This is a genomic window from Kitasatospora sp. NPDC048722, from assembly GCF_040650235.1.
Lineage (GTDB): Bacteria > Actinomycetota > Actinomycetes > Streptomycetales > Streptomycetaceae > Kitasatospora.
Map to the genome: position 1 here is coordinate 20,932 of NZ_JBEZGX010000039.1, position 14,401 is coordinate 35,332.

The window sequence follows — 14,401 nt, forward strand, 5'->3', positions numbered from 1 at the left end:
ACCCCGCACACCCCCTCAAGAAAGCGAAGAGCCATGCCCTTCATCACCGTCGGCCAGGAGAACTCCACCTCGATCGACCTCTACTACGAGGACCACGGCTCCGGGCAGCCGGTCGTCCTCATCCACGGGTTCCCGCTCGACGGGCACTCCTGGGAGCGGCAGAGCGCCGCGCTGCTCGACGCCGGCTACCGGGTGATCACCTACGACCGCCGCGGCTTCGGCCAGTCCTCGCAGCCGACCACCGGGTACGACTACGACACCTTCGCCGCCGACCTCAACACCGTGCTGGAGACCCTCGACGTCCGGGACGCCGTGCTGGTCGGCTTCTCCATGGGCACCGGCGAGGTCGCCCGTTACGTGTCCGCCCACGGCTCCGCCCGGGTCGAAAAGGTCGCCTTCCTGGCCTCCCTGGAGCCCTGCCTGCTCAAGACCGACGACAACCCGGACGGCGCCGCCCCCAAGGAGTTCTTCGACGGCATCGTCGCGGCGGTGAAGGCCGACCGCTACGCCTACTACCGCGGCTTCTTCCAGGACTTCTACAACCTCGACGAGAACCTCGGCAGCCGGATCAGCGAGGAAGCCGTCCGCAACAGCTGGAACGTCGCGGCCGGCGGCGGCTTCCACGCCGCCGCGGCCGCGCCCTCGACCTGGTACACCGACTTCCGGGCCGATGTCGCACGCATCGACGTGCCGGCGCTGATCCTGCACGGGACGGGCGACCGCATCCTGCCCGTCGAGAACACCGGACGGGTGTTCCACCGCGCTCTGCCGTCCGCCGAGTACGTGGAGATCGAGGGCGCGCCGCACGGCCTGCTGTGGACCCACGCCGAGGAGGTGAACACCGCGCTGCTGGCCTTCCTCGCGAAGTGACCCGGCCCGGCTGCGGCGACCGACCGTCGCCGCGGCCACGCACGGCTCCGTACTGCACAAAGCCCCCGGCCCTCGCATCCCGTCGGATGCGAGGGCCGGGGGCTGCACGCCGTCCGGCGGCGGTCAGGCGCGGACCAGCGGCGTGTCCACCAGGTGCTCGGCCAGGAACCAGGCCTGCTGCTCCCCCGTGCGGATCACCTGGGAGACCAGTAGGTCGTTGGTCCCGTCGTCCCCCAGCTCGGCGACCCGGGCGGCCGCGTCGTGGGCCTCGACGAGGATCGTCTCGTGGGCCTCCAGCAGCCGCGACAGCATCGCCGGGACCTCCTCGACACCGTCCGGCGGCCGCTTCACGGAGGTGAGTTCGGCGACGTGGCGGGGGTCGCCCACCGCCACTCCGCCCAGGCTCTGGACCCGCTCCGCCAGGGCGTCGACGAGCGCCAGCTGCTCCCCGGCGTGCTTGTCCAGCACCAGGTGCAGCTGATAGAAGGTCGCGCCGCGGACCAGCCAATGGTGCTTCTTGTAGAGCCCGTACAGGATCTGGGTGTCCGCCAGCACCCGGTTGAGCCGCTGGCAGGAGTACCTGCGGGCGTCATGAGTCAAGCCGAGCGGGAAGAGCTTCACCGTCCCGAACTCCTGGATGAGCTCGCCCTTCTGGTGCAGCCAGGGCTGGCCGCCGCCCACGGTGGATCGTGTGCTCATGTTCCTCCTCCTTTCCTGGGAATGTGCTGGGCTGGGTCAGCCGGCCGCGCGAACGGCCTCGATGATCAGGTCCGCGACGTCCTTGGGCCGGGACACCGCCACGGCGTGCGAGGCCCCGTCGGCCTCGACCACGGTCGCGCCCGCCCGCCGCGCGCCGAACCGCTCCACGTCGGGATTGATGGCACGGTCGGCACCGGCCACCAGCGCCCAGGAACGCCTGCTCCGCCAGGCGGCCACCGCCGCCGGCTCGGTGAAGGCCGCGGCGGCGAGCGGACGCTGCGCCACCGCCAGCACCCTGGTCACCTCCTCGGGGACGTCGGCGGCGAACACCGAGGGGAACGCCTCGGGCACGACCGAGACCTCGACCGCCGAGCCGCCCCCGTCCACCGGGTACGTCGCGGTCCGGAGGCTGGACGCGAGCGGGGAGTCGGGGAAGCGCCCCTGCAGCTCGCCGAGGCTCTCGCCCTCCTCCAGTGCGTAGGCGGCGATGTAGACCAGCCCGACGACGTTCTCGGCCGTGCCGGCGACGGTGATGACCGCGCCGCCGTAGGAGTGGCCGACCAGCACGACGGGCCCCTCGATCCCGGCGACCACGGAGGCGGTGTACGCGGCATCGCTCGCCAGACCGCGCAACGGGTTGGGCGGCGCCACCACGGGCACACCCTGGCTCTGCAGTTCGGCGATGACACCGGCCCAACTGGAGGCGTCGGCGAAGGCGCCGTGGACCAGAACGACCGTGGGAGGGCTCTTCGACGTCACGGGGAGTCCTTTCTCATGCGCTCGCGGAGCGCGCTGCGGATCGAATGCGCCGACCGTAGGGCGCTTCCGCCGGGGTGTGTTGTCCGTCAATGCACCGCGCCCGGCCCCGCAGCGCATCGCTTGACGGCGCACCGATCGTGGTGCGCCGGCGGAACGGAGGCGGTGCGCTGCCGGCCAAGTGCGGAGCGCCGAGCCGCCTAACGTCCTGCCAGGTGGTCGAGTGCGGCTCCCGTCGGCTCCGCACCGGCGCCCGCGCCGCCGATCGACTCCTCCGACCAGCAACAGACCCGCGCCCGCCGCCCGGTTACCACGGACACCGGGCGTGAACGACGACCGGGAGGTCCCCCATGATGCAAGGCTTCACTCGACGGGCGATCCCGTTGGTGGCGGCGATCGCGGCACTGACGGCAATCCCCACCGCCTCCATGGCCCAGGGCGGCACGACGCCGGACTCGCGCCGGCAGCTCGCCGTCGGGCCCCAGTACGACACCACCCATGTGTACGTCGCGCCGGGCACCGAGCAGGCGTTCGCGGCCAGTTGGGTGGCCACCTTCGGCGGCCGCACGATCGGGCCGGTCGCCACCCAGGTGACCCCGACGCCCAGCCGGACGATGTCCGAGCTGGTGCTGTCCCCGGTGGGCACGCTGTCGCTCTTCGACTACACCACGCCCGTCCCCTATCCGTTCGGCACCGAGCGCACCGGCTGGCTGGTGACCGACCTCGACCGGGCCGTGCGGACCGCCAAGGCCGACGGCGCGGCCGTGACGGTGTCACCGTTCGCCGACCCGATCGGCCGGGACGCCGTCGTCCAGTTCCCCGGCGGGATCAGCGCGCAGCTCTACGTGCACACCACCGCGCCGTCCTACCCCGACCTGACCAGCGTGCCGGAGAACCGGCTCTACCTGTCGCCGGACGCGGTCGGCGACTTCCTGCACAGCTACCTGCGCTTCACCGGCGGCCGGATCGTCTCCGACGACCGCAAGGCCGACGGCGCCTCCATCGGCCTGCCCGGCACCACGTACCGGCTGCTGCGCCTCACCTCGGGCTTCGGCACCACCACGATCACGGTGACGGACGGCCACCTGCCGTACCCGTTCGGCCGGGAGCTGACCGGCTACGGCGTGCCGGACCTCCGCGCCACCCTGACCAAGGCCAAGGCCGCCGGTGCCTCGGTGCTGTGGGGGCCGGTCACAGCGGGCGGCCGGGACAGCGCGATGGTGCAGTTCCCGGGCGGCTACATCGCGGAGCTCCACGCCGACCGGTGACAGCCGCCCGCTGACCTCCCGTCCCCCCTTGTACGATGATGTTTCAACTACCAGGGGGGGACGATGGACCGGCAGGAACCCCAAGCCCTCGGACCGTTGCTCCGCGCACACCGGCACGCGGCCGATCTGACCCTGGAGGAGCTGTCGGAGCGCTCGGACGTCAGCGAGCGCGCGATCGGCGACATGGAGCGCGGCCACAGCCGGGGCCCGCAGCCCCGCACGGTCGCCGCCCTCGCCGCGGCCCTCGACCTGTCCGCCGACGACACCGCGGCGCTGCTCGCCGCCGCCCGCTCGGGCCGTCGCCGACAGCGTCCGATCGCCACTCGCCCGTGCGAACTTCCCTCTCCTGTGCCGGATTTCACCGGGCGCGAGGCAGAGGTCGACTGGCTCGGCCGGGCCACCACCGACCCACGGCTGCCCCGGGTGTCGATCGTCTCCGGAACACCCGGCCTGGGCAAGACCGCACTGGTCCTGCACGCCGGCGACCGCCTGACCGGACGGTTCGCCGACGGCTGCCTGTTCCTGGACCTGCGCGGCCTGGATCCCGAACCACTCACACCCCACGACGCCCTCGGGCGCCTGCTCCGGGCCCTGGGCGTGCGCGAACGCGATCTCCCCACCGAGACCGACGAACGGCAGGCGCTCTACCGCCGCCTGCTGAGGGAGCAGGACGTCCTCGTCGTCCTCGACAACGCGGCCCACGAGGGTCAGTTGCGCACACTGCTGCCGGGCCCCGGGCACGGCACCGTCTGGGTCACCAGCCGCCGCACCCTCACCGGGATCGAACACGCCCGGCGCCTGGTCCTGAAGCCCCTGCCCGCCGTGGCCGCCACCACCCTACTCGGGGCGATCCTCACGCTGCGCGACGACGAACCGCAGGACGGGTCGGCCGCGGCCGACCCGTCGGCACTGGCGCGGATCGCCGACCTGTGCGGGAACCTGCCGCTGGCGCTGCGCATCGCGGGCAACCGACTGCTGAGCCGTCCCGCCTGGAGTGCGCGCAGTCTCGCCGACCGCCTCGGCGACGAGGAACTGCGCCTGGGGCGCCTCGCGGCCGGAGACCTGCGCATCCGGTCGGCCTTCCAGCTCTCCTACGATCAACTCGCTCTCCCCACACAGCGGTTGTTCCGCCGACTCGCGCTCGTCCCAGGCCCCGACTTCGACGCCGGGCTGGGCTCGGCCCTCACCGGCCTCGCACTCGGACCCGTCGAGGAGATGCTCGACGAACTCCTCGAACTGGGCCTGCTCAGCACCACCGCCACCGACCGGATGCTGTTCCACGACCTCATCCGCCTCTACGCCCGGGAGCGCCTGGACGAGGAGGAGTCCCCGCAGGACCGCCGAGCCGCCGAGACCGCCATGCACGCCTGGCTGCTCCACACCGCCGAGGCCGCCGGCTGCTGCTTCCAACCGGAAGGCCCGTGCAGCGACCCCGTGTTCGACACGCCCCGGGCCGCCCAGGCGTGGCTGAAGGCCGAGAGCGCCAACTGGCTCGCCGCCCTGCGGACGGCGGCCGAGGACGGTCGCCACGCCGAGGTGGTGCGCATCGCCGAGTCCATGCACTGGTTCTCCGACCGCTGGACGTACTGGGGCCACTGGCACGAGGTGTTCGGCCTGTCCCGGGCAGCCGCGCACGCGCTCGGCGACCACGCGCTGGAGGCGACCCACGCGAGCTACCTCGCCTGGGCCCACCTCTACTGTCTGAACCGCCCCCAGGAGGCACTCGCGATCGCCGAGCAGGCCATCGAGTTGGCCCGCCTGGGCGGCGACGTCATCCAGGAGGCCTGGGCGGCCTTCTACGCGGCGGGGGCCGCCATCCCGCTCCAGGAGCTCGGCGTGGCGGTCGCCCAGGCGCGGCGCTCGGCGGAGCTGTTCGCCGCGGCCGGCGACCGGGAGGGGCACCCGCAGGCGCTGCTGGCGCTGGCCAGCGCCGAGTACTCCCAGGACGACGCTGCGGCTGCGGTCGCCACTCTGGACACCGTCGTCGGGTTGCTCAGCGACCCTGCCACGGCACCCGCCGCGGCCCACATCCTCGACTTCACCATGGCCAACGCCCTTTCCCAGAAGGGCAAGTCACTGCTCGTCCTGGATCGTCCGAGCGATGCCGAGCGCGCGTACTCCGACGCGCGCGGGCTGGCCGCGCGGCTCGGGGTGCCCATGCTGCAGGCCAACGCCGCGCTCGGCCAGGCACGAGCCCTGGACGCCCTGGGGGACCGGGAGCGGGCGCTCGCGGCCGTCCGCGAGGCGATCGAGCTCGCCGAAACCGCCGGCGACACCGCCCGGAAGGCGAAGGCCGTCGGCCTGTTGGACAGCTGGACCGACACCCCGGCGGAGTGACGTTCCGTCATTCCACGGCGTCCGGCACCACCGGACGGCGCGAGGCGTGCCCTGCCGCACTGCCGCCAGCTGAAGGACGCACGGCCCGCGACGCGGGCAAGCCGCTCCCGGTACCCGCCTGCCACTCGCGCGGCGAGACCCCGTAGGCGGCACGGAACGCCCGGCTGAAGTGACTGGCGCTCACGAACCCCCAGCGGCCCGCGACCGCCGCCACGGTCGCGCGGCCCGCCGGGCGGGCCAGCTCCCGCCGGCACATGTCCAGGCGCTGGCGCTGGATCCAGCGGGCGACCGTCGCGTCCTCGTACCGGAAGAGCTTGTGCAGGTACCGCACCGACACGTGGTGGGCCGCCGCGATCCGCTCCGGTGACAGGCCCGGGTCGCCCAGGTGGCGCAGGATGTGGTCCTTCACCCGCGCCAGGGTGACCAGGGACGGCTCGGGCGGCTCCGGCACCGACCGCCCGCGGAGCTCGCAGGCCAGCGCGGCCAGCAGGTCCAGCGCCGTGGTGGCGAGCCGGCCGGCGACGTCCGGCTCCAGCGCGTCGGCCGCCCGCGACAGGCGCCCCAGATAGGTCGTCACCAACCGCGCGGTGCCTTCGCCGGCGTCGAACGGCCTCGCGGTGAGCACCCGCAGGTCCTCCTCCGAGATCCCCACCGCCGACCGCGGCCAGTGGAACGCCGTGAAGTCGAACGACTCCTGCAACTCCTTGGCGAACGGCCGCCCGGCGTCGGAGATCGCGAAAGCACCCGGTCGCAGAAGCACCTGGCAGTCGTCCTGGACCAGCCGGGCGGTACCGCGGTGCTGGAGCGCCAACGTGAGGTGGTCCTCGCCGCCGCGCGCGATCAGACCCGCGCTGCGCACGACCCGCTGCGGTCCCGACCGCACCCGGGAGACCTGGAGGTCGCCCAGCCGGTGACTGCTGATGCGCGCCGGGGTCGGCGAGCCTTCGAGCAGCGAAACGTCCAGCGGGATGAAGGTGCGGGAGACCGCCTCGTGCCAGTACTCGGCGCGGTCGGCGGGCGGTATCGCGGCGGTGTCGAGAACGACGGACATCAGCGCTCCTCGGACGGTTGCGGGCGCGCCGGACTCACGGTCCGGCGTCGCGGCTTGTCGGGCCGGCGCGAACCCCGCGCCTGCCGCCCGCTCCATCACACCGTCAGCCGCCGCCGGGAACCAGGAAGAACAACAGGAGGAACTTCGCCCGCCGGTGCCGCCCGTCCGGCCTCACCGGAGGCGGCGGCGGTGCGCCAGGGCACCGGACCGGTGCCCGGGATACCAGGCGGTCCATGCGTTCCGGCAGGTCAGCGAGCGTCGAGGGCGCGGGCGAGCGCGGCCCGCGAGGTGATGCCGAGCTTGGGGAAGACCTTGTAGAGGTGGGCGGCGACGGTGCGGGGCGACAGCTGGAGCCGCCGGCCGATCTCCTTGTTGGTCAGGCCGGTCGCGGCCAGCCGGGCGATGCGCAGTTCCTGGCCGGTCAAGGCGGACTGCGGATCGGCCGGCGGCGGGGCCACCGGGTCGCCGGCGGCCCGCAGCTCCTCCTCGCAGCGCTGCGCCCAGACGGCCGCCTGGAGCCGACGGAACACGTGGTGCGCCACGCGCAGCACCTCCCGAGCCCCGGGCCGGTGGCGCCGCCGCAGCCAGGAACCGTGGGCGAGCCGCAGCCGGGCCAGGTCGAACACCCACCGCTCGGCCCCCGGCACGGCGTAGGCGGCCTGGTAGGCGGCCTCGGCACCGTCGTCCCCGGCGGCCACGGCGACGGCCGCCGCGAGCAGGAAGGCGTGTCGGCCGGAGACCTCCGCGGAGCCTGCCGCGCGCGTCGCCTCGATGTGCGACCGTGCCTGAGCCTGTCGGCCGGTGTGCACGGCGGCCGTCACCAGGTCGAAGACCAGCGCGTGGTGCCAGGGCGGACCGCTGGGTAGTTGCCCGGGCGGGGTGATCTCGCAGAAGTGCGCGTACGCCTCCTCGTAGCGCTGGTGGGCGAGCGCGACCAGGCCGTGCAGCTGGGTCAGGCGGTCGAGGACGTACCGCATCCGGGCCCGCGTGGCGGTCGGCCTGACGGCCTGGTCGATCTCGCGCAGGCCCGCCTCGTCACCCCGACCGGCCAGGTGGTGGGCGTAGTAGAGGCGGAACATCAGGGCGTTGCAGTGGTAGCCGAGCTCGTCCGCGATCTCGGCCTCGCGCAGGCAGACGGCCGCCTGGTCCCAGTGGCCGAGCAGGAAGTCCTGGTAGCACTTGGCCTTGGCCACCGAGCCCTGGGTGGCATAGCCGTACAGTCCGCTGAAGCGCTGCCACAGATCGCTCTCGGGGCAGTCGAGCGCGGAGGCGGTCCACAGCAGCAGCCAGGCCGCACCGGCTCCCTGCTCCTCCGTCATGCCGTCGGCCAGCGCCCGAAGTGCGTCGGCCGCCTGTGCTCCCGGGTCGGTCCACGCGCGCAGGCAGAGCCGGCCCGCCTCGGACACGTTTCCCCGGTGCCGCTCGAGCGCCCGCCACGCCCAGGGGTCGTCCGTGTAGCCGGCGGCCAGCAGCAGCTTGAAGTAGACCTGCTCCACCAGCCCGCCGAGGGTGTCGGCACCCGGCGCCGTCAACCTGTCCAGGACGGCGGGCAGCAGCGCGGCGGAGGACTGGAAGTCGACGTGGTGGCTCTGGTCCGCGTAGACCACCGCGTAGGCGAAGAGCGGGGCGACGTCCTCCGGAACCGTGCCGGCCTTCAGCTCTTCCACCAGGGCCGCGGTGTGGCGCAGCTGCCCGCCTCGGGCCGCCATCACCGCGGCCCAGGTGAGCCGGCGGACCCGGTCGCAGGAGCTGGTGCTGAGAGCGGCCGCGCGTTCGAGCAGCAGCGCGCCCTCCGCATCGCCGCCGCGGCGGGCGAGGTCGCGGCCGACCTCGTGCAGGCGGTGCGCCAGGTCCTCGTCCGGCAGCAGTGCCGCCGCCGCCTCGTGGAGCAGCCGCCGGGGGTCCTCCGGTGCGAGGGCTCGGGCCAGGGCCCGGTGGGCCTCGCGGCGTGCGCTGTCGGAGGCCGCGGAGACCACCGCGGTGCGGACCAGCGGATGCCGGAAGACCAGGTGTCCGGTCTCGTCGATCCGGGCCAGGCCGTCCGCCTCGATCCGGTCCGAGGTCCTCTGGACTCCCTCGTGCGCCACGGCCCGCAACCACACCCCGCTGCTGAAGTCCGAGCCGGTGGCCAGGGCTCCGAGCAGGAGCAGGCGGCTGACCTCCGGCGTCATCGCATCGAGCCGCTCGGCGAATATCTGCTCCAGCTTGTCGCCGAGGGGCAACCGCTCCGGCAACGGCGCGGTCCCGCGCCGCTGGGCGGATGCCAGCTGCCGCGGCAGCTCGACCAGCGCCAGCGGGTTGCCGGTCGCCTCCGCCAGGACCCGGTCCCTGGTGGTCGCGGCCAGCTCGGGGTAGCAGCGTGCCAGCAGGAGGGCCGCGTCGGCCCGGGAGAGGGCACGGACCTCGACGGCCTCGGCCGACCAGGTCTGTGCGGCCGGACCGTCCGTGCGGCTGGCCCCGACGATCACCAGCGGCAGCTCCGCACAGCGCCGCTGGAGGAACGCGAAGACGGTCGCGCTCGACGAATCGATCCAGTGCATGTCGTCCAGGAGCAGCAGCACGGGGGCGGTCCGCGCCGCCTCGGCCAGCAGCGCCAGGGCCGCGGCACCGACGGCGAATCCGCTCGGGGCACCGGAGCGGACGCCGAACGCGCTGTCCAGGGAGTCCCGCTGATGCGGCGACAGCGCTCTGGAGAGCTGGAGCGGCGACCAGAGGGCCTGATGGAGGGCTCCGAAGGCGAAGTCCGTCTCCGCCTCGGCGCCTACCGCCCGCAGGACGCTGAATCCGCGCTCCCGCGCGGTTCGCTCCACCCAGCCCAGCAGGGTGCTCTTGCCGACGCCGGCGTCACCGCGCAGCAGCACCGTGGAACCGCTCGCCCGGTCCTCGGCCTGCACCAGGGCCGCGGTCAACAGCTCCGTCTCCCGCTTCCGCCCGACCAGCACGTGGGCCAGGATCCGCCCGTCTTCCACCACTGCCGCCTCTGGATCAGCCGGTCCGCACTCCGGGCCGCCCAAGAATACCGCCCGTCAGGGGCTTCCGCTCCGGCCGCGGCAGCGGCATCGGCCCATGGTGGCCCGGCCTGCCCGGGCTCAGGAGTACCGCGTCGGCCGACAGGAGCACTGCCGGCGACGTCCGCCGCCGGAACCGGTTGGAGGCGGTCGGGCTGTCCAGGCCGGCGCCTTCCTGCGCGAGTCCCCCAGGCCCGCCGGGCGGATCCTGCTCGTCTGCGGGCCGCGCCCGCCCGCGCCCTCGGCACCGGCTGACCAGTCGGGGCGCCCGCCCGTCCCGCTGTCCCCGGCGAACCGTTGTGGCCTGACAGTCAGATGACCTAACAGGCCCGCTGACCTGCGGACCAGGCTGACGTGGCAGGTTTCGGCGAAAGGGCGGTCAGGTGGGCTTGCGGGTGACGACCGCGTCGGTCACGGACGACGCGAAGGCGGCGTTCTGGGATGGCGCGATGTCGCGGACGCCGGTGCGGGTGGAGGTGGACCCGCTCGCCGGGCGGCCGTTCGAGGGGCTCCTGGCGTCGCACCGGCTCGGGTACGTCAGCATCTCGACGCTGGAGGCGGACGCGGCACGCGTGTCCCGCACGGCGGCGCTGATCGCGCGGACCCCGGAGATCGAGCCCCAGGTCGGGGTCGGGGTGCAGGTGTCGGGTCGAGCCGTGCTGGAGCAGAACGGGCGCCGGGCGGAAGTGCCGGCCGGCGGGCTGGTCCTGTACGACACGGCGCGGCCGTACTCCGTCGACTACCCGGAGCGCTTCCGCACCCATCTCTTCCACCTGCCGCGCCGGTTGCTGGGTGTGCCGGAGCGCGAGCTGCGGCAGGTCGCGGGAACAGCCGTCGTCCCGGCCGAGGGCTGCGGATCCGTGCTGCTCCCCTTTCTCAGCGGCCTCGCCGCGTCCGCTCACTCGTACTCCGCGCCGGTCGGCGACCGACTGGCCGCCAGCGTCGCCGACCTGCTGAGCGTGTTCGTCTCCCAGCTGACCGCCGCGCGGACGACCGGCGGGGCGTGCACCCGGAACGACCACCTGGTCCGCCGGGTGCGGGAGCACATCGACCACCACCTGGGCGATCCGGAACTGTCGCCCGAGACGATCGCCCAGGCCCACCACATCTCCGTGCGGTACCTGCACCGACTCTTCGAGAGCGAGGGGGTGACGGTGAGCCGGCTCATCCAGCGGCGCCGACTGGACGCATGCGCCCGGGAGTTGGGCCGCCGCGGCCGGACCGCGCCGACGGTCTCGGCGGTCGCCCAGCGGTGGGGGTTCGTCAACCCGGCCCATTTCAGCCGGGCCTTCCGGGCCGCCTACGGCGTCTCGCCGCGCGAGTGGCGTGCGCTCCGGACCGCCGACGCCGGCTGACGGCCGCCCACCGGGTGGACGGAACCCGTGCACGGACAGGCCACCCACGGCCTCCATCCGGGCAGTACGGTCGGACGGCGTGTGCACGGGGCGGAGAGGCGCGCCGGCATTCCGACCCGGCACTGCGCGTGGCGCGGTACCGGGTGCCCGCCACGGTGCGCGCCGCGCGTCGTCGTACCCGTCCGATCACGCCAGGAGCCAAGAGTTGTCCGACACCACCCCCTCGCACGGCCGACGACCGGTGCTGGACCAGACGCTCCAGGAGTTCCTGGACGCTCGGGCCGGCGAAGCGGTGACGGACTTCCCGGAACTCTCCCTCCTCACCGCGGCCGACGCCTGCGACGCCGCCGCGGCCGACGGGTGGGACGGCGCCGCGCCGGCCGACCGGGAGCCTGACGACCCGTACGGCACTGCGGTGGAGTGGCTCGCCCTGCCCTGCGGGCCGACCGGTCGGGTGCACGTCCAGGTGACCAGGCCCGTGGGCGCCGCCCGGCCGAGCCCCGTGGTGCTGTTCCTCTCCGGCCTCGGCTGGTCGCTGGGCGACGCCGCCTCCTACGGCCGGCTGATCCGGGAGTTCGCCCTGGGCACCGACGCCGCCGTGGTGTACGTGGACTACACCCGGGCACCCGCGGCCCGCTATCCGCTGGCCGTCGAGCAGTGCTACGCGGCAGCCCGCTGGATCCAGGCGCACGGTCGGGGGATCGGTCTGGAGGGCGGACGGATGGCCGCTGTGGGCGACTCCGCGGGCGCCAACCTCGTGGCGGCCCTGACACTGATGGCCCGGCAGCGCGGGGACCTGCGGCTGGTGCACCAGGTGCTGCTGTGCCCGGTGACCGACGCGGACTTCGACACCCCGTCGTACCGGCGCTACGCCACCGGGTACTTCCTGCACCGCGACCACATGCGCCGGTTCTGGGACGCCTACCTGCCCGACGTCCGGCAGCGGCGGGAGGCGACCGCCGCACCGCTGCGAGCCACCCCCGACCAACTCGCCGGGCTGCCCCCGGCGCTGGTGGTCACCGCCGAGGCCGACGTGGTGCGCGACGAGGGCGAGGCCTACGCGGCCGGGCTCCGCGCGGCGGGCGTCCCGGTGGTGGCGACTCGCTACCAGGGTGCCGTGCACGGCTTCCTCCTGCTGGACGCGCTCTTTCCCACCGGCACCGCACGAGCCGCCCTGATCCAGGCCGTCGACACCGTGCACGTGGCTCTGCACCGCCGTTCCTGGTGAGGCCGGGAACCCGCGACGCGGCGCTGGCGAGGGATGGCCCGCGCGGGTGACGAGTGCGCGGAGCGGCTGGAGGACGTGCGCCGTCGGGACAGCCATCCGCCCGCACGTTCCTAGCCTGATGACCACCGCAGGACGAACCACTCCGAGAGGTGATCATCATGTCCGAGCAGCACCCCGCCGGGGCCACCGGCCCGCGCCGGCGGCTCAACCGCAGTCAGTGACCGCTGCTGCGGCACAGCAAGCGCGTCCCGCACCCGTCGCCGCTGCGGGAACGTGCTCGAGTGGCCGGAAAGACCCCTTCCGGCCACCCGAGCACCGCACGACGGACCGAGCGGATCAGCCGAGGGAGTCCGGCGTCTCCTCGCTGCCGCCCTCAGCCGCGGTACGCCTCCAGCAGGCGCAGCCAGACCTCGCTGATGGTGGGGTAGGCGGGTACGGCGTGCCAGAGCCGGCTGAGCGGTACCTCCCCGACGACGGCTACGGTCGCCGAGTGGAGCAGTTCCGCGACCCCGGATCCGACGAAGGTCACACCCAGCACGGTCTCCCGGTCCAGGTCGATGACGGCCCTGGCCTGCCCGCGGTACCCGTCGGCGTGGAGCGCGGCCCCCGCCACGTCGCCGATCCGGTAGTCGACGGCCCGCACCCGCCGGCCTGCCGCGGCCGCCTCGGCGAAGGTGAGCCCGACCGAAGCGACCTCCGGATCGGTGAAGACCGCCTGGGGCACGGCGACCCGGTCGGCGGTCGCGACGCTGCGCCCCCAGGGAGCGAGGTCGAGCTCGCGGCCGGCCGCCCGGTCGGCGATCACCGCACCGAACACCCGTCCCTGGTACTTGCCCTGATGGGTCAGCAGCGCACGGTGGTTGACGTCGCCGGCCGCGTAGAGCCAGCCGCCGACCGCGCCGAGCGCCAGCCCGGTGTCGTCCACCTCGATCCAGCCGCCGGGCTCGAGCCCGACCGTCTCCAGCCCCAGGTCGCCGGTCGCGGGCCGCCGGCCGGTGGCGAACAGCACCTCGTCGGCCCGCAGTTCACCGTGCCCGCCGAGGTCCAGCACGGCCTCGCCGTCCCGGCTCAGGCCGGTCACCGACACCTCGAACCGCAGATCGACCCCGGACTCCCGCAACGCGGCGGCGACCAGGTCGCCCGCGAAGGGCTCCAGCCGGGGCAGCAGTCCCCGTCCCCGGGCCAGCAGGGTCACGCGGCTGCCGAGCGCCTGCCAGGCCGTGGCCATCTCCACGGCGACCGCTCCGCCGCCGACGACGGCCAGCCGGTCGGGAACGTGCGCCGCGCTGGTCGCCTCGCGGCTGGTCCACACGCCCGCGTGCTCGATCCCCGGCAGGTCGGGCAGGGCGGCCCGGGTGCCGGTGCAGACGGCCACGGCGTGACGAGCCGTCAGGACGCGTGGGGTCGCACCTGGGCAGTCCACCACCACCCGCCGCGCGCCGTCCAGCCGGCCGTGCCCGCGGACCAGCACGATCCCGGCGGAGTCCAGCCAGGCCACCTGGCCGTCGTCCTGCCACTGCGAGGCGAAGACGTCGCGCCGCCGCAGCACCGCCTCGGCGTCCGGTCCGCCGGTGATCGCCGCACGGGCGCCGGGCAGCCGTCGCGCTTCCTGGAGCGCGGCCGCCGGCCGGAGCATCGCCTTGCTCGGCATGCAGGCCCAGTACGAGCACTCGCCGCCCACGAGTTCCCGTTCGACGATCGCCACGCTCAGCCCGCCGGCTCTCGCACGATCGGCGAGGTTCTCCCCGGTCGGACCGGCCCCCAGCACCACAAGGTCGAACTCGTCGGTTCCGCTCATCTCTTGCCCGTCCCCTCGCACCGTTCTGATG

The 14,401-nt window shown here is 74.0% G+C and carries 10 protein-coding genes; 5 read left to right on the top strand and 5 right to left on the bottom strand.

The annotated features are described in order from the left end of the window. The first annotated feature begins 33 nt into the window (after positions 1–33). Entirely contained in the window at positions 34–870 is an 837-nt protein-coding gene (locus AB0C76_RS26330) for an alpha/beta hydrolase (RefSeq protein WP_359970192.1), read from the top strand. A 123-nt stretch (positions 871–993) separates the two neighbouring features. On the opposite strand, the gene AB0C76_RS26335 is transcribed toward AB0C76_RS26330, so the two are convergent. Together AB0C76_RS26335 and AB0C76_RS26340 are read right to left on the bottom strand one after the other, a co-directional pair. Beyond that, positions 994–1,569: a DNA starvation/stationary phase protection protein gene (locus AB0C76_RS26335; RefSeq protein ID WP_359970194.1), complete on the bottom strand. Its 576-nt coding sequence runs from the start codon at positions 1,567–1,569 to the stop codon at positions 994–996. Positions 1,570–1,605: 36 nt separating this feature from the next. Beyond that, entirely contained in the window at positions 1,606–2,328 is a 723-nt protein-coding gene (locus tag AB0C76_RS26340) for an alpha/beta hydrolase (protein WP_359970197.1), read from the bottom strand. Between the two features lie 347 nt (positions 2,329–2,675). On the opposite strand from AB0C76_RS26340, the gene AB0C76_RS26345 reads away from it, so the two are divergent. Further along, the gene (locus AB0C76_RS26345) at positions 2,676–3,593 is read left to right on the top strand and encodes a glyoxalase (RefSeq protein ID WP_359970200.1); all 918 of its coding nucleotides are present in this window, start codon (positions 2,676–2,678) and stop codon (positions 3,591–3,593) included. A gap of 63 nt (positions 3,594–3,656) precedes the next feature. Next, entirely contained in the window at positions 3,657–5,930 is a 2,274-nt protein-coding gene (locus tag AB0C76_RS26350) for a helix-turn-helix domain-containing protein (protein WP_359970203.1), read from the top strand. A 7-nt stretch (positions 5,931–5,937) separates the two neighbouring features. Here the strand turns inward: AB0C76_RS26350 and AB0C76_RS26355 are convergent, their stop codons facing one another. Continuing rightward, positions 5,938–6,981, bottom strand: a complete 1,044-nt coding sequence (locus AB0C76_RS26355; protein ID WP_359970206.1) for a helix-turn-helix domain-containing protein — start codon at positions 6,979–6,981, stop codon at positions 5,938–5,940. Positions 6,982–7,229: 248 nt separating this feature from the next. Continuing rightward, the gene (locus AB0C76_RS26360) at positions 7,230–9,950 is read right to left on the bottom strand and encodes a LuxR family transcriptional regulator (RefSeq protein ID WP_359970209.1); all 2,721 of its coding nucleotides are present in this window, start codon (positions 9,948–9,950) and stop codon (positions 7,230–7,232) included. Between the two features lie 434 nt (positions 9,951–10,384). Between AB0C76_RS26360 and AB0C76_RS26365 the strand changes: the two genes are divergently transcribed. Both AB0C76_RS26365 and AB0C76_RS26370 read left to right on the top strand, forming a co-directional pair. Continuing rightward, the gene (locus AB0C76_RS26365) at positions 10,385–11,344 is read left to right on the top strand and encodes a helix-turn-helix domain-containing protein (RefSeq protein ID WP_359970212.1); all 960 of its coding nucleotides are present in this window, start codon (positions 10,385–10,387) and stop codon (positions 11,342–11,344) included. Between the two features lie 205 nt (positions 11,345–11,549). Next, positions 11,550–12,572, top strand: a complete 1,023-nt coding sequence (locus AB0C76_RS26370) for an alpha/beta hydrolase (protein WP_359970215.1) — start codon at positions 11,550–11,552, stop codon at positions 12,570–12,572. A gap of 373 nt (positions 12,573–12,945) precedes the next feature. Here the strand turns inward: AB0C76_RS26370 and AB0C76_RS26375 are convergent, their stop codons facing one another. Then, positions 12,946–14,370 (bottom strand): NAD(P)/FAD-dependent oxidoreductase, encoded by a 1,425-nt coding sequence (locus AB0C76_RS26375; RefSeq protein WP_359970218.1) that lies wholly within the window; start codon positions 14,368–14,370, stop codon positions 12,946–12,948. Between the last annotated feature and the right edge of the window lie 31 nt (positions 14,371–14,401).

What these genes read in the sequence shown, in the direction of transcription:
- AB0C76_RS26330 (WP_359970192.1), top strand. Translation starts at nt 34, where the DNA reads ATGCCCTTCATCACCGTCGGCCAGGAGAACTCCACCTCGATCGACCTC.
- AB0C76_RS26335 (WP_359970194.1), bottom strand. Translation starts at nt 1,569, where the DNA reads ATGAGCACACGATCCACCGTGGGCGGCGGCCAGCCCTGGCTGCACCAG.
- AB0C76_RS26345 (WP_359970200.1), top strand. Translation starts at nt 2,676, where the DNA reads ATGATGCAAGGCTTCACTCGACGGGCGATCCCGTTGGTGGCGGCGATC.
- AB0C76_RS26350 (WP_359970203.1), top strand. Translation starts at nt 3,657, where the DNA reads ATGGACCGGCAGGAACCCCAAGCCCTCGGACCGTTGCTCCGCGCACAC.
- AB0C76_RS26355 (WP_359970206.1), bottom strand. Translation starts at nt 6,981, where the DNA reads ATGTCCGTCGTTCTCGACACCGCCGCGATACCGCCCGCCGACCGCGCC.
- AB0C76_RS26375 (WP_359970218.1), bottom strand. Translation starts at nt 14,370, where the DNA reads ATGAGCGGAACCGACGAGTTCGACCTTGTGGTGCTGGGGGCCGGTCCG.